This is a genomic window from Brevibacterium sp. ZH18, assembly GCF_022748595.1.
Classification (GTDB): domain Bacteria; phylum Actinomycetota; class Actinomycetes; order Actinomycetales; family Brevibacteriaceae; genus Brevibacterium.
Genome location: NZ_JALDSX010000041.1, coordinates 1 through 16,813, shown reverse-complemented (window position 1 = coordinate 16,813; position 16,813 = coordinate 1). Strand labels below are relative to the sequence as shown.

Genomic DNA, 16,813 nt, shown 5'->3' with positions numbered 1-16,813 from the left:
GATAATGGCCATCCGTGAAGACCGTGGTCACACGGCCTGGAGCGCGTCCACCGGACTGATCGACGTGGCTGCACGTGCCGGAGCACGGCTGGCGGCGATCACCGCCAGAAGCGAGCCGGCGACGACGGAGATGATCACCCACCAGGGCACGGACGGGGCGAAGAATCCGATCAGCGGGGACAGCAGAGTCAGCGCACCGATCCAGCCGAAGGCGATGCCGAGAGGCACCCCGAGCAAGGAGGCGGTCACTGTCAGCTGCATGCCCTCAGCCGCGATCATGCGTCGCACCCGTCGCGGCGTCTGCCCGATGGCCATGAGCAGACCGATCTCCTGCGTGCGCTGCCGCACGGAGAGCATGAGCGCGTTCGCGACGCCGATGATGGCGATGATGACGGAGAAGAGGACCATGCCGAGGAAGAACAGCATCGTTTGGTCGATGATGGTCTCCAGCACATCCTCGAAGCCGCCCCAGCCGTCTTCGCCGAGTGAGCGAGCGTAATCGAGCAGCTGGTCTCTGAACGTCGTCATGGCCGTGGCGAACATGACGATGAGGGTGATGCCGATGACGAGGCCGATGACCGTGCGCGCATTGCGGGTGGGGTGACGAGCGATCGTCGAGGCCGCCAGGCGTGAGGTTGCGGTGCGCCCGAGAAGCCACCCGGTGACCGCCTGCAGAGGTGGCAGGATCCAGGGGCTGCCGACGATGACACCGACGAAGGTCAGTGCCGCACCCAGCGCAACGAGCAGCACCCCCAGGACGCTGAACGTGTTCCCGTTGGCTCCGACGATGCCGCTGATGAGAAGGGTGATGCCCATCGACAGCAGCATGAGTGCACCGGCCAAGGCTCCCATTGACGCGCGCACGTCCTCGGGCCGACGTTCGACAGCCTGCGAGGTGGCCTCGATCGGCGAGATGCCGCTGATGCGCCGGGCACCCAGGTACGCGGAGAACCACGTCACGATGACGGTCGCAGCGCAGGGCAGGAACATCATGGGGCTGAGCAGCTCGGGCTCCACCGTGATCCGATCACCGAGGTAGGCCAGTGCTGCCTGCGCGAGTGCGGTGGAGACGAGGAACGCGGCGACGGCGCTGGGGATCGAAACGAGCAGTCCCTCCACCGAGGCGGCTCGGCGCAGCCGTGCGGAGGAGGCGCCGATGAGCCGCAGCAGCGCCAACTGACGGCTGCGCCCGGCGATGATGATCGAGAACGTATTGGCGATGACGATGCTCGAGACGAACAGTGCGATGACGAAGAAGACGAGCCCCACTGTTGTCAGCAGCCCCTGAGCCGTGTCCGACTCGGAGATGATCTTCGCCGAGGACATCCAGGCAGTGAGGATTTCGATGCCCTGCATGATGACGGTGCCGAAGAGCGCGGCGATGAAGACGACGAGGAAGCTGGGAGCGAACTGGCGCGGATTGGACCGGATCTCGCGCAGCGGGTTCACCGGCGCCTCCTGGTTCCGACGGCATACTGCGCAACACTCGAGGAATAAGGCGCGGTTTCGGAGTCATACTGTGCGACTCCGGCGGCCGCGTCCTCGGCAGCTTCGGCCTGCGCGTCGAGGTCGAGCATCGTCTGCGCGATCACCTCGGCGCTGATCGAATCGTTGAGTTCGGAGACGGGAGTGCCGTCGGCGATGAACACGACGCGGTCGGCGTAGGCGGCCACGATCGGGTCATGGGTCACGAGCACGATCGACTGTCCGAGCTCGCGCACGGCCTCGGACATGATGGCCATGACCTCGCGCCCCGACCGCCCGTCGAGGTTGCCGGTCGGTTCGTCGGCGAAGAGAATGTCCGGCCGGGTGGCCAAGGCACGGGCGATGGCCGTGCGCTGCTGCTGTCCACCCGAGATTTCGCCGGGCCGATGCTTTAGTCGAGCGTCGAGGCCCAGCCGCTTGATGATGCTGGTGATCCAGGCGCGTTCCTCGGCGTTGGGCTTGCGGTCGTCGAGTTCGAAGGGCAGGAGAATGTTCTCCCTGACCGTGAGGGTCGGCACCAGGTTGAACGCTTGGAACACGAAGCCGATCCGCCGCCGGCGCAGAGCCGTGAGCTCGTCCTCACGGAGCGCAGTGATCTCCCGTTCTCCGATGTGCACCGTGCCTGAGCTGGGACGATCAAGGCCGGCGAGGACGTGCATGAGAGTGGATTTGCCCGAGCCTGAGGGCCCCATCACGGCTGTCAGCCGGGCGGGAGCGATATCGAGAGAGACGTGGTTGAGAGCGACGAGCGCTGCCCCATCGGGATCAAAGATCTTCGAGACATCACGAAGTTGAGCGATGGGCATCGGTGAAGCGGTCGTCATGGTGTCCCTACATAGTCGCGTCAAGCTGTCTCATCCAGACTAACGACCATCAACGATGAGAAACATCGCAACTGACTGACCAGTAGGTGTGAGCCACCTCCGAATACTGTGCTGTCAGGACTCGGGCAATCGCTGCACGGTGCGCCACCAGGCGTGCCCAGTCTCAGCGAGCGTGCCCCCGCTTCACCAGGCGTGCTTCAGCGTGAGCCGAAGGGCGAGCGCGCAATCGCTCCGCGCGCCGTGAGGCGGACCCGGCGCGAGACCTTCTGAGCCGCGCGCGCAGCGCGGAATACCCGCGAATTGGCCTGCCGGTCGCTGCGCCTCTCCAACACCTCAAGTCGCCTCGTCGCCACAGCGGCTTCCTCCCTGGCCAGTGCCAGGCGCCGATCCTTCTTCGCCAGCACCAGCCCATAGTCCGCAAGGGCGCTGAGTCGTTCGCGGCTGAGTGCGATGTTGGCGATGTACGAATTGGGGTGTTCCTCTGCGTGGAAGAACCCCGGCGATTGTCGGTCGGCTGCCTCCCCCGACTGACGGACGTCGGCCCCCGGCTGCAGATCTTCGCGGAGACCGATCGTGTTCGCAACGACGAAGTCCCACCACTCGCGGTGCTCCGCGAGTCTGGCTTCGGCCTGAGAGCGCAGCACTTCCTGCAGCGCATCACGATCCCGGGCCACTCCGACGGCGGTGGCGACGATGTCATCGACGGAGTCCAACGGCAGGACGAAGTCCGTCATACCGACGTTCTCGGCGGCCCCGCGCATTCTGATCGCCGAGTAGAGGTTGGGCGAGAGCGAAATGAACGGCACCGCAGCCGCACCGGCGAAGATCCCGGCGTGGTAGCGCGTCCCGATGACGAATTCCGCCCGCTCGGTCAGGGCGATGAGCTCTCGGGCGGTGAGCATACGCACTGGCTGGACCGCCTCGGTGCCGGTTGCCGAAGCGATCTGCGCGTTGGTGATCTGGTCGCGGGTCTCCTCTTCCGGAGGCAGGGCACCGCCGTGGGGCACCAGCAGCACCCGCAGTCCTGTCTCGTCGACCAGGCGGGTGCAGAGCTCGACGAGCCGCGAATGGTACTGCTTGTCGGAGATCATCGGCGATGAGGCCTTCTCCGCGAAGCTGGCCAGAATGAACGGTTCAGAGACGAGGTCGGCGACGGCTGCTCGGTCTTCGTCCCGAGCGGCCAGTGAGAACGCGTCGTCGACCTGTCGACGGATGGCCGCGTCTCCCGCGCCGAGGTCTCCGGCGAGCTTCGTCGTATAGCTTTCGCGCGTCCCGACGAACTCTGCTCCGGCCAGCAGATCATGGACGAGCGGACGATCCTCGTCGTAGATGAGCGGTCCCAGGGTCTGGCTCGTCAGCGCATACGGCTTGCCGAACATCGTCGCCAGCTTGGCCACGGTCGCGCGCTCATAGATGTGGTGGGCGAACATCGAGTTGAGGTTTCCGCCCCCGGCGATGAGCACGGCATCGGCGTTCTTCACCGCTTCGATGACGCCGATCGCCGGGTCCTCGGGATCCAACCCGCCCTCGCTGCCGCCGGTTTCGGCATATCGGAGCACATTGGTCATGCGCACGATGTTCGGCGGACGGTTGCGTCTGAACCCGATCCGCGAAATCGCACTGACACCGTACATCTCCCCGGCGTGCTCGGGCTCACCGGCGATGAGAGTGACCTCGACATCGGCACGAGCATGGAGCGCATCGAGAGCGAATTCGGTCATCGCTTCGTCGCCGAGGTGGTAGAAGCGGCTCCAACCGATGTCGCCGATCATCAGAATGCGTTTCATTGATCCCTTGCCAGATTGTCCGAATGTCGCCGACAGCCTAGCGATGACGTCAATCCGGCAGATGAACGCAAGCCTGCCGTAAGGTGAACGAACACCACCGCGTGAATGCAGGTGTGGCCCGGAACGTGATGTTCCGGGCCACAGCTGGTGAAGAATCAGGCTGAGGGCTCAGATGAACTTGAGCCGATCAGCCGAGGCAGGACTGATCAGTCCTCGTCCTCTTCTTCCTTCTTCTCGACGACCAGGGTCTCAGTGGTGAGAACCAGGGCGGCGATCGAAGCAGCGTTGCGCAGCGCCGAGCGGGTGACCTTGACCGGGTCGATGATTCCTGCACCGATCAGATCGCCGTAGGAGTCGGTGGCGGCGTTGTATCCCTGGCCCGACGCGAGGTCGATGACCTTGGAGACGACGACGTAACCGTCCTGGCCGGCGTTGGAGGCGATCCAGCGCAGCGGCTGGACGACTCCGCGCCGGACGATGTCAGCGCCTGTGGCTGCATCGCCGGTCAGCCCGAGGGTGGTGCCCTCGAGAACCTTCGCAGCGTGGATCAGAGCCGATCCGCCACCGGCGACGACGCCCTCTTCGATGGCAGCACGAGTTGCCGACACAGCGTCTTCGACGCGGTGCTTGCGCTCCTTGAGCTCCACCTCGGTGGCGGCGCCCACCTTGATGACTGCGACACCGCCGGAGAGCTTAGCCAAGCGCTCCTGCAGCTTCTCGCGGTCCCAATCGGAGTCGGTGTTCTCAACCTCGCTGCGGATCTGAGCGACACGACCGGCAACATCCTCGTCGGAGCCAGCACCATCAATGATGGTGGTGTTGTCCTTGGTGACGGTGATGGTGCGGGCGTTGCCGAGCTCTTCCAGGGTGACCTGTTCGAGCTTCATGCCCATATCAGCGGTGACGACCTGGCCACCGGTGAGGACCGCGAGGTCCTCGAGGATCGCCTTGCGACGATCGCCGAATCCGGGAGCCTTGACGGCGGCGACGTTGATGATGCCGCGCAGCTTGTTGACGACGAGCGTCGACAGAGCTTCGCCTTCGATGTCCTCGGCCACGATGAACAGCGGCTTTCCGGCCTGCTGCACCTTCTCAAGCACAGGGAGGAGCTCCTGGATGTTGGAGATCTTGCCCTGGTTGATGAGGATGAGCGCGTCGGAGAGCACAGCTTCCTGGCGATCAGCATCGGTCACGAAGTGCGGCGAGAGGTAACCCTTGTCGAACTGCATTCCCTCGGTGATCTCGAGTTCAACAGAAGCGGCCTGGGACTCGTCGATCGTGATGACGCCGTCCTTGCCCACCTTATCGAAGGCATCGGCAATGAGCTTGCCGATCTCTTCGGACTGAGCGGACAGACCGGCGACGTGAGCGATCTCCGAAGAGTCGGCGACATCGCGGGCGATGTTTCCGAGTTCGGCGGAGACAGCCTCGACGGCGGCTTCGATTCCGCGCTTGAGGGCACCTGGTGCGGCACCGGCAGCAACGTTGCGCAGTCCTTCGTTGACGAAGGCCTGGGCCAGGACCGTCGCGGTGGTGGTTCCATCACCGGCGATGTCGTTGGTCTTGGTGGCAACTTCCTTGGCCAGCTGAGCGCCGAGGTTTTCGTATGGATCGTCGATCTCGATCTCACGAGCGATGGTCACGCCATCGTTGGTGATCGTGGGGGCGCCCCACTTCTTGTCGAGAACGACGTTGCGGCCCTTGGGTCCCAGCGTCACCTTGACGGTGTCCGCGAGGATGTTCACACCCTTTTCGAGTGCACGACGAGCCTCGTCGTTGAATTCAAGTGTCTTAGGCATTCGTCCTCCTATCTGTGAAGTAGTTGGTCAGAGGATTCAGCCGATGACGGCGAGCACGTCGCGAGCCGAGAGCACGAGGAATTCTTCGCCTGCGTACTTCACTTCGGTGCCTCCGTACTTGGAGTAGATGACCTTGTCGCCGATGGCAACGTCAACAGGAACGCGGTTTCCGTTGTCAGCAACGCGGCCTGGGCCCACTGCGACAACTTCGCCTTCCTGAGGCTTTTCCTTGGCGGTTTCGGGAATGACCAGACCACTGGCGGTAGTCTGTTCTGCTTCGACCTGACGGATGACAATCCGATCTTCGAGTGGCTTGATGGAGACCGACATATCGGGCCCTCTCCCTTCGCTGGGTTCAATTCTTGATTGAGTTGACTCTTGATTGAGTCAGACGGCGGCAGATGCCATGATCCTCTCGTCGTCGCGGGTGCCGAGTGGATCGACCGTCTCGTAAAACTGGCACTCAATGAGTGCTAGTGCTAATTCGACCTTAGAACGCTCTTAGCACTCGGTCAACTCGAGTGCCAAGGTTTCGTCATGCTCTCGGCGAAACCACAGATCGGGTGCTGCGTGGACGGCACGTTCAAGCGCGGTGGGCAGGCGAACCCGACCGAAGAAGTCCCGAGTCTGCCCGTCCTCGGGAGTGCCCGCCGCAACGCAGAACGCACAGTGCTGCAACGCAGAACGCTCACTGCCGCAGTGCTGCAATGCAGAACGCACACTGCCGTAATGCAGAACGCACAGTGCGGACCCGGGGAATCCCCGAATCCGCACTGTGTGTCGAGCGTTTCCGCTCAGATGTCGATGTTGTTCAGCCGCGGGCTGTCAGATCAGGCGCACTGCCACTGTCCCCAGCCGGCTTCGGCCTGGAGCTTCTTGGCGCGCTGGAACTGCTCCTGCGGGCTGGCATCCGACGGGTTGCCGCTGCCGCCCATGGAGCGCCAGGTCTGAGGCAGGAACTGGAACAGACCGAAGTGGGTGCCGTTCGAGGCCTTCGGGTTGAACTCAGACTCACACTTGACGACCGAGTACCACTTGGATCCCGGTCCGCCGAGCATGTCCTGGATCTCCTTCTTGCTCATGGAGCCACCGCTGGAGCCGGAGCCGCCGCCGGTGCTCTTGTCACCGGAATCGGAACCGCCACCGCTGCTCTTGCCACCGGAATCGGAACCGCCACCGCTGCTCTTGCCACCGGAATCAGAACCGCCGCCGTTGTCGGCTGGGGCTTCCTTCTTCTTGGTGCCCTGGATGACGACCTTGGTTTCAGGCTTGGAGAGGACCTTCTCGTCCTTCTTCTCCTTCTTCACCTCATCGCCGTTGACGGTCTTGACCTTGTAGGAGATTTCCTTCTGGCCGTTCTTGCCTTCCTTCTCCACCTTGGTCTCACCCTGGTAGAGCGAATCGGACTTCTTCTTCTCGACCTTGGGCTTGATCGATTCCTTCTCCGTGACGGTCTCGTTCTTCACCCGGTTGACGGTGAGGACCTGGCCATCGGAGAGGGACGCGCTCATCGGCACCGACAGGAAGTCGTCCTTGCCGAGCTTCAGCTTGGATTCTTCGAGAGCATCCTTCGCGGTACCAACGGCCGCAGAGACCCTATGGCCCTTGCCGTCGGCCACGATCGTGAGATCTTTGGAGGTCGTCACGTCAATGTCGTTGGAGTTTTCTTTGAGGCGCTGGTCGGCCTTGGCGTTGAGGTCGGCACCCTTCGCATCGACACCGAGGTCGGCGAGGGCCTGACCGACGGTGTTCGCGTTGGTCCACTCGTCGGTCTTCTTGCCGTCGACGTCGAGCGAGACCTTCTTCGCGGTGTTGACCGTGATGGTCATGTCCTTCGTGATCTTCTTGTTCATGCCGGGCTTGACCTGGTCTCGCTTATCGAGGTCGACGTCGTGGCTTTCGAGGATGTCCCCGACAGTGCCGCCGAAGGTCCGAATCTCTTCGGCCTGGCCGTTGACATCCAAGGTGACAGCCTTGTTCATGGTGACCACGGCTCCCGTGCCACCCACTAGAGCGGTAATCACGACCGCTTGTGCGCCTATCTGTACCTTGCGGTTCTTCAGAAAATCAATCACAAATATATCCCTGGGCAGAGGTCATCGACTCATATACTGTAACCGATTCGTTACACGCTTCGCAAAATATCACGATAGCGTAACGGTCATCGTCGCTCCAGTGGCTCTCTGACCTGGACCGGCCTGTGTTTCCGGGCTTCGTCACATTCGTGACATTCAGTCGCCAGGTCACGGTTTCTACAGCATCACACCCCCTCGCCGAGGCGGTGCTTCAGTCCCCCTCGCCGAGGCGGTCCTTCGGTCCCAGTCCCCGAGGGCAGTGATCGCGTTGTTCCACACCGCAGTGCAGAGTTCCTCTTCGCTGATGCCGCGCACCTCGGCGAGCTTCCGCGCAGTGACCGCGGTGAGGTACGGACCTCCCGGCCTGCCTCGGTGCGGGTGCGGTGTGAGGAATGGTGCGTCGGTCTCGGTCAGCAGCAGCTCCAAGGGAACAGCAGCAGCGGCCCGGCGCAGTTCGTCCGCGTTCTTGAACGTGAGGTTCCCGGCGAAGGACATGAAGTATCCGGCCTCTGCGCATTCGCGGGCCATCGCCTCGTCGCCGGAGAAGCAGTGGAAGATCGTGACCTCGGGGGCACCCTCTTCGCGGAGGATCCTCAGCACGTCGGCGTGGGCCTCACGGTCGTGGATCTGCAGTGCCTTGCCCGTGCGCTTGGCGATCTCGATGTGGGCACGGAAGGAGCGCTGCTGTTCGGCTATGCCCTCTTCGCCGGTGCGGAAGTAGTCGAGGCCGGTCTCCCCCACGACCCGCATGCGATCGCTGGAGGACACGAGCGATTCGATCTCAGCCAGCGCATCGTCAAGCATGCCGCGTTCGGCCAACCGCGGCGCTTCGTTCGGGTGCAGTGCCGCGCCGCCGAGCATCCACGTGCGGCCCTGAGCGGCTTCCGAGGCCACGAGCTCCGTCGTCCAACGGGCGGCGGGCAGGTCACAGCCGATCTGCACGATCCGCTGGACACCCGCTTCCTGCGCGGTATCGAAGAAGAAGTCGAGGCTCGGGAACTCTTCGTCCTCGTCGGGAGTCACCTCGGGCGCAGGTTCACCCGCGCCCAGCGGCAGTCGGACACCCGTGCAGATGTCGAGATGCGTGTGGGTGTCGACGACCGGATGGGCAAGTGGTTCTGGCACCGGAGGATAGGTTCCGGCGGCGCGAGAAGCCATTATTCGTCGTCCTCCACGAACTTCGGGAACACGGGCTCGGGCTTGGGCAGCGGGGTACCGGGCTCGAGCGGATAATCGATCGCAGCAAACGAACGAGGATCCACCTCGGCGGCACTGACACCGGTTTCGGCCGATTCCGCGGCAGCCGGAGCGATGCCCGCGCCGGCGACGGCGGCACCTGCGGCGATGCCGACTCCAGCGCCTACGGTCACGGACTCCATCGCCTCGGCGCCGGAACCGCCTTCGATCGCGCTCGGCAGCACCTTCGCGCCGGCTTCACCGATTCCGGCGGGGACACCGAGGAGGTCGAGGATCTTGCCTGCAGAGGTGGGCATGACGGGCTGGATGAGGATCGAGATGATGCGCACGACCTCGATCGTCACCCACAGCACGGTGGCCATGCGGTCGGGATCGGTCTTCTTCAGCTTCCAGGGTTCCTGGGCGGAGAAATAGCGGTTGGCCTCGGACAGGACCTTCCAGCAGGCCTCGACGTAAAGGTGGAGAGCCTGGGTGTCGACGTGACGGCGAGCGGTGTCAGGGACCGCACGGGCCAGCGCGAGCAGGGTCTCGTCGACCTCGGTGAGAGCGCCAGGCTGCGGGACCTGGGCATCGCAGTTCTTCGCGATCATCGACAGCGAGCGCTGAGCGAGGTTGCCGTACTCGTTGGCGAGGTCGGAGTTCTTGCGGGTGATGATCGAGTCCTTCGTGTAGGACCCGTCGTTGCCGTAGGAGAACTCGCGGAAGAGGAAGAAGCGCAGGGTGTCGAGTCCGAACGCGTCAACGAGGTCGATCGGGTCGACGACGTTTCCGACGGACTTCGACATCTTCTCACCGGCATTGAAGAGGAACCCGTGAGCGTGGACGCGCTTGGGCAGCTCGATGCCGGCGCTCATGAGGAATGCCGGCCAGTAGACGCTGTGGAAGCGGATGATGTCCTTGCCGATGATGTGGACGTCGGCGGGCCACCACTTGTTCAGTCGCTCCTGGTCATCGGGGTATCCAGCGGCGGTGAGGTAGTTCGTCAGAGCGTCGATCCACACGTACATCACATGCTTCTCGTTGCCGGGCACCGGCACTCCCCAGTCGAAGGTGGTGCGCGAGACCGAGAGGTCCTTGAGGCCCGAAGCGACGAACGAGGCGACCTCGTTGCGGCGCGAATCGGGGCCGATGAACTCCGGGTGGTTCTTGTACAGCTCGAGGAGCTTGTCCTGGTACTTCGACAGGCGGAAGAAGTAGGACTCCTCTTCTGTCCAGGTGACCTCGGTGCGGGTTTCCATGGACAGGCGCACACCCTCGACGACCTCGGTCTCGTCCTGTGTGTAGAAGGCCTCGTCGCGGACTGAGTACCAGCCGGCGTAGGTGTCGAGGTAGATGTCGCCGGCCTCTTCAAGCTTGCGCCAGATCGCCTTGGACGCCTCATAGTGGTCCTCGTCCGTGGTGCGAATGAACCGGTCGAAGGTTGAGCCGAGTGCAAGCTGGGTGTCGCGGAAGTTCTTCGCGTTGTCGTCGGCGAGCTCCTTGGGCGTGATGCCCAGCTTGTTCGCAGCCTGCAGCATCTTCAAACCATGCTCATCGGTGCCGGTTGCGAAGAACACCTCGTGGTTGTCGAGGCGCTTGAAGCGCGCGATCGTATCGGCCGCAATGTACTCATATGCGTGCCCGATGTGGATGGCCCCGTTGGGGTAAGCGATAGCTGTCGTCAAGTAATAACCCATAGGTCACACAGTCTAAGGGACGCCGCGGCGCAGGTGCGCAGGGGTCCCGGGAGGTGGAGCCACCAGACACACACCCGGCCTCAGAGCGTGAGCTTCGCCGTGCAATCTTGTTTCACAGTTCAGGGGCTTGGGCGAACAGCTTTGTACCCCCTGGGTCCCCATGCCAACGCTGTTGGTGATTCGGCCGGCTAACGTTCCGCCTGATGGCGATTCAGACGATGCCGCTGGTGCCAAGGAGTGTGCCGATCGCATAGGTGGCGGCAAGAGCAAGAGCACCGCCGACGACCACTCGGATGGTTGGGCGCAGGACTGCGCTTCCCCCGATGCGTGCGCTTGTGTAGCCTGTGGCCGCGAGGGCCAACAGGACCACGACGAAAGTGACAGGTACTCGTACTTCTGGAGGTGGCAGCAGCATCGCCAGCAGCGGCAATAGCGCGCCAATCGTGAACGCCAGGGCCGATGCGCCAGCGGCGGCCCATGGACTCACCACGCTGTCTTCTCTGATCCCGAGTTCGATGTCGAGATGTGCTGCGAGAGGATCGTGGGCCGTTAGCTCCTGAGCGACCTGTCGCGCAGTGACCGCAGTTAACCCTTTCGCCTCATAAAGGCCAGCGAGCTCAGCGAGTTCCAGGTCAGGTTGTTCAGCGAGTTCCCCCTTTTCTTTGGTGATGAGTGCCCGTTGGCTGTCACTTTGACTGCTCACAGACACATATTCGCCCAAAGCCATCGATATCGCCCCGCCCACCAGCCCTGCGATGCCGGCGGTAAGCAATGGCGCGGAGGTCGTTGTGGCACCAGCGACTCCAACCACGAGCGAAGCAACGGAGACGATGCCATCGTTAGCACCGAGAACTCCGGCGCGCAGCCAGTTCAGTTTTCCGGAAAGATCGCCGAGGTGCGGCTCGTTGGCGTGGGCGCCGGAAGTGCTCTCGGTCGAAGTCATAAGTTCATTTAACCATCAGGCGGTCGCGATAGCTACGAATGGGGTACCTGCCCCTCAGATATCCACACCCTCCGCACACGAGTCGAATGCGTGAGGAAGCGACACCCGCACGTCACTCCTGGTGGAGCCAGGCCTCGTAGATATCGCGTTTGGACAGACCGAACTGCTTCGCGACCTGTCCCGCGGCATCCTTCGCGCGCATTCCGGATTCGATAAGTTCGCCAACCGCGCCGAGGTGGTCCTCCGGGGCCGTCTCCACCGCTGTGGCGCCGGCCAGCACCAGTGTGAGCTCACCGCGCAGTCCATCGGCAGCCAACTCCCGCAAGGAGGAGACCGTCCCGCGCAAGGTCTCTTCGTAGGTCTTCGTCAGTTCACGGCTGATGCTCATCGGCCGGTCGGGCCCGATGACCGCGAGGAAGTCATCCATCGTGTCCGCGATGCGATGCGGGCTTTCGAAGAAGACCATGGTCCGCTTCTCGGTCTTCAGCTCCTCGAGCAGGCTCTTGCGAGCCCCGGATTTGCGTGGCAGGAATCCTTCGAAGCTGAATCGATCGCTGGGCAGGCCCGAGACGGCGAGCGCCATCAGCACCGCCGAGGGACCAGGCGTCGAGGTGATCGGCAGACCCGCCTCGGCGCAGGCTTTGACCACTCGGTAGCCCGGGTCAGATACGGCAGGCATTCCCGCATCACTGAGCAGGACGACGGTCTGACCAGCGCGGATGAGTTCGACGAGCTCGGGCGCACGGCTCTGCTCATTGTGGTCGAAGACGCTGATGACGCGCTTCGTGTGGCTCAGCTCCAGCCGCTGGGTCAGCGACAGGAAGCGCCGGGTGTCCTCGGCGGCGATGACGTCGGCCGTGGCGATGGCCTGCTGCATCCGTTGGCTGGCATCGCCGAGGTTGCCGATCGGTGTCCCAACCAGGATCAGTCGGCCGCCGGTGGAGGCTGAATCCCGCTCAGCGGAGACTGCAGACGAAGAATCCTGCGAGGCTGAATCGGACGAATCGAGCGATTCAGACAAATGATGGTGGGCGCCGTCGGCTACCGATGCTGCCTGCATCAATTGACCGAACCCGCGCCGATCATAGTGGCGCCGAAGATGAGGACGAAGATGCCGACATAGACGATCCAGAACAGGATCCACAGAGCGGTTCCGATGTAACCGACCCACAACGCGGCAGTGGCCATGCCGTCTCCGCGCTCACCTCTCTGCTTGATCTGCTTGCGAGCGATATGCCCCATCACGATGCCGGCGATGCCGCCGACGAAGATGCTGGTGACCACTCCGAAGATCGAAGCCACGAGGGCGATGATCGCCAATGTGTTCGTCGGAGGAGGTGGCTGGTAACCGTAGCCCGGGACGGGCATTCCTGCGGCGTATTGGGGATTGGCGCCATACGCGGCGTTCGAGTATGCGGCATTGGAGTTGTAGCTTGCGGCGCCGTAGTTGGCGTTCGAGCCGCCGTATCCGTTGCCTGCTCCAGGCCCTGGCTGGGATTGCTGGTAATACATGTCTGGATTGTTCCAGTTGTCTTGACTGCTCATAGCGAGATCTCCTTGCGTTCGTCTACAACGGTACCGACTCGTTCACCGAGGCAACAGGCGTGGGTGTTACGGGTGGATCTCAGTTCGATCAGCCGACCGATACCTCGGCGCCGATGGCAGCGAGGATCACGACCACGATCGTACCGAAATATACGAGCCAGATCAGCGTCCAGAATCCGGCGCCAAGGTAGCCGACCCAGAGTGCGGTCAGTGCCATTCCGTTTCCGCGTTCGCCGCGCCTGCGGATCTGGCGCCGTGCGATGTGACCCATGATGATTCCGACGATCGACGCGGGAAAGAAGCCGGTGAGAGCTCCCATCAGCGAGAGGACCATTCCGACGATCGCCGCAGAGTTGGTCGGTGCGATCGGCTGGTATACGTAGGTCACCGGGCCCGCGAACACAGCATCGGCTCCGTAGGCTGAACGGCTCGGGTATCCGCTGATCGCCGAGTGGCCCAACGCTCTGCTGCTGGCGATGCTGCCGGCGCCAACGGGAAGTTGCCGAGTGTGCATTTCTGGTTCGCTCCTGGTGCTGAGTCTGTTTGCGGGGAGATCCCCGCGTCTGACTACAACGCTATCGGTCAGAACAGCCGAGGCTCAGGCCATCCTGTTGCAGTCCTGCACCACCCGTGTCAGCCCAGCATCGAAGGGTGAGGAGGCCAAAATCCCGATCAATAGGGCGAAGAGGACAAGATCCCCGAGGCGACACCGAGCCCGACGATGCCCACGAGGATGACGATCAGCAGCAGGACCAGCACAATATTGATATAGCCCATGATCAGCCCGGCGGCGGCCTGGCCGCGACCCTCCTCGCCGGTTCGTTTGATCTGTCCCCGGGCGACGTGTCCGAAGATCACTGCGAGGATCGGCGCGATCCACAAGAACATCGAGAGGATCATGAAAAGAGTGCCGATGACGGGGATCCAGGAGACCAGGCCGCAGACGAAGCCACCGGCCAGTCCGATGATGCCCATCCACATCGACCATGTCGACAGGGTGTTGGGCTTCGGACGGATCAGAGCCATCGGCGGCCCGTAAGTAACCGGTTGGCCGAATGCGGCGGACTGACCGTAACTGACCGGTCCGGACTGCGCCCCGTAGCCACCTTGGCCTGAACCGTAGCCGGGTTGAGAACCATACGATCCGTACCCGTTGTCGTGCTGAGATCCGACCTGGGGAGGGTCGCTCGGCTGGTAGTTCGGGTTATAGGACACTCTCATCACCGTTTTCGTTCGCAGATCACCAGTCAGCAACTACCCTAGTCGTGATGTGCGCCGGAACAGAAAGACGGTTCACAATCGCACCGCCGGATGCCGAGTCTGCGCGAGTCCTGATTGTTCGCCGATTCCCGCACCCTAAACTTGACGGTGATGAGTCAACCCGAAGATCCCCAGGCACCGAGGCGGTCCGTCGACCCCGAGCACTCGTCCGACGACCCCGCGCACTCGTCCGTCGGCTCGTCCAAAGCCACACACCTCCTCGTTAAGGAACGCCGCGCCCGACGCCGCGAGTCCCTCCGCGCCGGAGCCGCAGCCATCAGGCGTCGCAGCTTCGACGCCGGAATGTGGGCGCAGAAGGCCCCGGTCTGGATGTGGCCGGCTCTGCTGATCATCACCGGCATCGGCGCCGCACTGCGTCTGTTCCGACTCGACTTCCCACACCGCTTGATCTTCGACGAGACCTATTACGTCAAGGACGCCTACTCGGTCTTCAAGTACGGCTACGAACGCGCCTGGCCCGAGAACGCCGACGACTCTTTCAACGCTGGCGACCCCAGCGTCATCGAACCCGATCCCGAATACGTCGTCCACCCGCCGCTGGGCAAGTGGGTGATCGGCGCCGGCATCCACCTCTTCGGCGCCGATGACTCCTTCGGTTGGCGCTTCTCGGTGGCCATCATCGGCACTCTGACCATCTTCCTCATGGGCTTCGTCGCGTGGAAGCTCTTCCGCTCGGCGTTCTTCGCGTGCGTTGCAGCCGGTCTGCTCTCGATCGACGGCGAGCACTTCGTCCACTCCCGGACGAGTCTGCTCGACATCGTCCTCATGGCCTTCGTCCTCCTCGCCTTCGCCTTCATCGTCCTCGACCGAGAACACGTCACGAAGCGGCTGGCCCGCTTCGCAGCGTCGACCAGTCCCCCGGACCGATACCGGCCCTTTTCGCTGACCCCTGCATCAGACCCTCGTCCCCACGCCGAGGCGACCTTGCCCTCCCAGCGCACGCGTGGTCGTGGACGTCGCCGCACACACCGCGGTGACCTGACAAACTTCGGGCCCCGCCTCGGCGTGCGCCCCTGGTTGATCGCCGCAGGCATCAGCCTGGGCCTTGCCATGGGCGTGAAGTGGTCGGGTCTCTACGTCGTCGCGGCGTTCGGGATCCTCGTCGTCGCGTGGGACGTGCATTCGCGCTACCGGGCGGGCGTCGTCCATCCGTGGCTCGGCACGCTCATCCGCGACACTCTTCCTTCGTTCCTCAAACTGGTGCCCGTGGCGCTGGTGACCTATGTGGCTGTGTGGACCGGGTGGATCCGCTCGACCGATGCCTGGGACCGGCAGTGGGCGGCCGAGAATCCCGGCTGGTGGCAGTCGCTTCCCGACTGGCTGCAGTGGCTGCCGTCGCTGGCGCACTATCACTACACGGCGTATTCGTTCCACGTCGGCCTCGACTCCGAACACCCCTATATGTCGAACCCATGGGGCTGGATCGTGCAGTGGCGCCCGACGTCCTTCTACTACGAATCTCTCGACCGCGGAACTATGGGCTGCGCGGCGGAGAAGTGCTCCTCGGCGATCACCTCGGTGGGCAACCCCGTCATCTGGGGACTGGCTCCGATCGCGATCCTCGTCGTCCTGGCCGCGTGGATCATCCGCCGCGATGTCCGAGCCGACGTCATCCTCGCCGGGCTCGCCGCGACCTGGCTGCCGTGGTTCGCCTACCAGCACCGCACGATCTTCACGTTCTACACGATCGTGATGGTCCCGTTCGTCGTCCTCGCGCTCACGTACTGTCTGACGCTGCTGTGGGGCAAGGTGCCCATCAGCGCACGACGGGCGCGGGACAAGGCCGAACCATCGAACGGCGCCAGCCACGCGCAGTTCCCCAGCCCCTCACAGTCCGCCGGTACACGATCCTCCGGAACCGGACTTGCCAGCGGCCCCCGACTCTTCGCCGGTCTCGGCACCCGAATCACCTGGGGACTGTTCGGACGCCGCATGGCCGTGGCGTTCATCCTCGTCGCCGCGATCATGGCCTTCGCCTACTTCTGGCCCATCTACACCGGCGAGGTCATCCCGTTCGAAGCCTGGAACAACCGCATGTGGAACGTCACCTGGCGCTAGCTGCGCCGAAGCGCACCACCTGATGCGCTGACCGCGCGCGAACTCGACACGAACCCGCCACCGAGGTGTCGCCTCGGCGACATTGCACGTTCATCTGCAGGTCACACCCCGTCGTTAGCGTCGAATCATTGTGAATGACCAAT

Annotated in this window: 14 protein-coding genes; 1 reads left to right on the top strand and 13 read right to left on the bottom strand. The window is 63.4% G+C overall.

Annotated features, from left to right (window positions below):
* Positions 1-27 precede the first annotated feature (27 nt).
* The 13 genes from MPN20_RS13360 to MPN20_RS13300 form a co-directional block, all read right to left on the bottom strand.
* On the bottom strand, positions 28-1,449 hold the full coding sequence (locus MPN20_RS13360) for an ABC transporter permease (RefSeq protein WP_242782907.1): 1,422 nt from the start codon (positions 1,447-1,449) through the stop codon (positions 28-30).
* Positions 1,446-2,309: an ABC transporter ATP-binding protein gene (locus MPN20_RS13355; RefSeq protein WP_242782906.1), complete on the bottom strand. Its 864-nt coding sequence runs from the start codon at positions 2,307-2,309 to the stop codon at positions 1,446-1,448. Before MPN20_RS13355 ends, MPN20_RS13360 begins: the two co-directional genes overlap by 4 nt.
* 197 nt (positions 2,310-2,506) lie before the next feature.
* The gene (locus MPN20_RS13350; protein ID WP_242782905.1) at positions 2,507-4,096 is read right to left on the bottom strand and encodes a polysaccharide pyruvyl transferase family protein; all 1,590 of its coding nucleotides are present in this window, start codon (positions 4,094-4,096) and stop codon (positions 2,507-2,509) included.
* Between the two features lie 206 nt (positions 4,097-4,302).
* The gene (gene groL / locus MPN20_RS13345; protein WP_242782903.1) at positions 4,303-5,895 is read right to left on the bottom strand and encodes a chaperonin GroEL; all 1,593 of its coding nucleotides are present in this window, start codon (positions 5,893-5,895) and stop codon (positions 4,303-4,305) included.
* A 36-nt stretch (positions 5,896-5,931) separates the two neighbouring features.
* Entirely contained in the window at positions 5,932-6,225 is a 294-nt protein-coding gene (gene groES, locus MPN20_RS13340; RefSeq protein WP_166973277.1) for a co-chaperone GroES, read from the bottom strand.
* Between the two features lie 500 nt (positions 6,226-6,725).
* Entirely contained in the window at positions 6,726-7,877 is a 1,152-nt protein-coding gene (locus tag MPN20_RS13335; protein WP_242782902.1) for a resuscitation-promoting factor, read from the bottom strand.
* Between the two features lie 270 nt (positions 7,878-8,147).
* Complete coding sequence (locus MPN20_RS13330) at positions 8,148-9,128, bottom strand: TatD family hydrolase (protein WP_242782901.1); 981 nt, start codon at positions 9,126-9,128, stop codon at positions 8,148-8,150.
* Positions 9,128-10,843 (bottom strand): methionine--tRNA ligase, encoded by a 1,716-nt coding sequence (metG, locus tag MPN20_RS13325; RefSeq protein ID WP_242782900.1) that lies wholly within the window; start codon positions 10,841-10,843, stop codon positions 9,128-9,130. Before metG ends, MPN20_RS13330 begins: the two co-directional genes overlap by 1 nt.
* 211 nt (positions 10,844-11,054) lie before the next feature.
* Positions 11,055-11,786 (bottom strand): VIT family protein, encoded by a 732-nt coding sequence (locus MPN20_RS13320; protein ID WP_242782899.1) that lies wholly within the window; start codon positions 11,784-11,786, stop codon positions 11,055-11,057.
* A gap of 112 nt (positions 11,787-11,898) precedes the next feature.
* Positions 11,899-12,714, bottom strand: coding sequence for a 16S rRNA (cytidine(1402)-2'-O)-methyltransferase (gene rsmI, locus MPN20_RS13315; protein ID WP_242782927.1), 816 nt, complete (start codon positions 12,712-12,714; stop codon positions 11,899-11,901).
* Positions 12,715-12,845: 131 nt separating this feature from the next.
* Positions 12,846-13,331 (bottom strand): DUF4190 domain-containing protein, encoded by a 486-nt coding sequence (locus MPN20_RS13310; protein ID WP_242782898.1) that lies wholly within the window; start codon positions 13,329-13,331, stop codon positions 12,846-12,848.
* Positions 13,332-13,419: 88 nt separating this feature from the next.
* Positions 13,420-13,845 (bottom strand): DUF4190 domain-containing protein, encoded by a 426-nt coding sequence (locus tag MPN20_RS13305; protein WP_242782897.1) that lies wholly within the window; start codon positions 13,843-13,845, stop codon positions 13,420-13,422.
* Between the two features lie 158 nt (positions 13,846-14,003).
* Positions 14,004-14,552 carry a DUF4190 domain-containing protein gene (locus MPN20_RS13300; RefSeq protein ID WP_242782896.1) on the bottom strand — a complete coding sequence of 183 codons (549 nt, stop codon included), beginning with the start codon at positions 14,550-14,552 and terminating at the stop codon, positions 14,004-14,006.
* Between the two features lie 150 nt (positions 14,553-14,702).
* Between MPN20_RS13300 and MPN20_RS13295 the strand changes: the two genes are divergently transcribed.
* Positions 14,703-16,670: a phospholipid carrier-dependent glycosyltransferase gene (locus tag MPN20_RS13295; RefSeq protein ID WP_242782895.1), complete on the top strand. Its 1,968-nt coding sequence runs from the start codon at positions 14,703-14,705 to the stop codon at positions 16,668-16,670.
* Positions 16,671-16,813 lie beyond the last annotated feature (143 nt).

Bases quoted from the DNA above. Each gene is read 5' to 3' on its own strand.
- MPN20_RS13295 (WP_242782895.1), top strand. From the start codon at position 14,703: ATGAGTCAACCCGAAGATCCCCAGGCACCGAGGCGGTCCGTCGACCCC.
- MPN20_RS13320 (WP_242782899.1), bottom strand. From the start codon at position 11,786: ATGACTTCGACCGAGAGCACTTCCGGCGCCCACGCCAACGAGCCGCAC.
- MPN20_RS13300 (WP_242782896.1), bottom strand. From the start codon at position 14,552: ATGAGAGTGTCCTATAACCCGAACTACCAGCCGAGCGACCCTCCCCAG.
- MPN20_RS13330 (WP_242782901.1), bottom strand. From the start codon at position 9,128: ATGGCTTCTCGCGCCGCCGGAACCTATCCTCCGGTGCCAGAACCACTT.
- MPN20_RS13310 (WP_242782898.1), bottom strand. From the start codon at position 13,331: ATGAGCAGTCAAGACAACTGGAACAATCCAGACATGTATTACCAGCAA.
- groES (WP_166973277.1), bottom strand. From the start codon at position 6,225: ATGTCGGTCTCCATCAAGCCACTCGAAGATCGGATTGTCATCCGTCAG.
- groL (WP_242782903.1), bottom strand. From the start codon at position 5,895: ATGCCTAAGACACTTGAATTCAACGACGAGGCTCGTCGTGCACTCGAA.
- MPN20_RS13335 (WP_242782902.1), bottom strand. From the start codon at position 7,877: ATGAACAAGGCTGTCACCTTGGATGTCAACGGCCAGGCCGAAGAGATT.
- MPN20_RS13355 (WP_242782906.1), bottom strand. From the start codon at position 2,309: ATGACGACCGCTTCACCGATGCCCATCGCTCAACTTCGTGATGTCTCG.
- MPN20_RS13305 (WP_242782897.1), bottom strand. From the start codon at position 13,845: ATGCACACTCGGCAACTTCCCGTTGGCGCCGGCAGCATCGCCAGCAGC.
- MPN20_RS13350 (WP_242782905.1), bottom strand. From the start codon at position 4,096: ATGAAACGCATTCTGATGATCGGCGACATCGGTTGGAGCCGCTTCTAC.
- metG (WP_242782900.1), bottom strand. From the start codon at position 10,843: ATGGGTTATTACTTGACGACAGCTATCGCTTACCCCAACGGGGCCATC.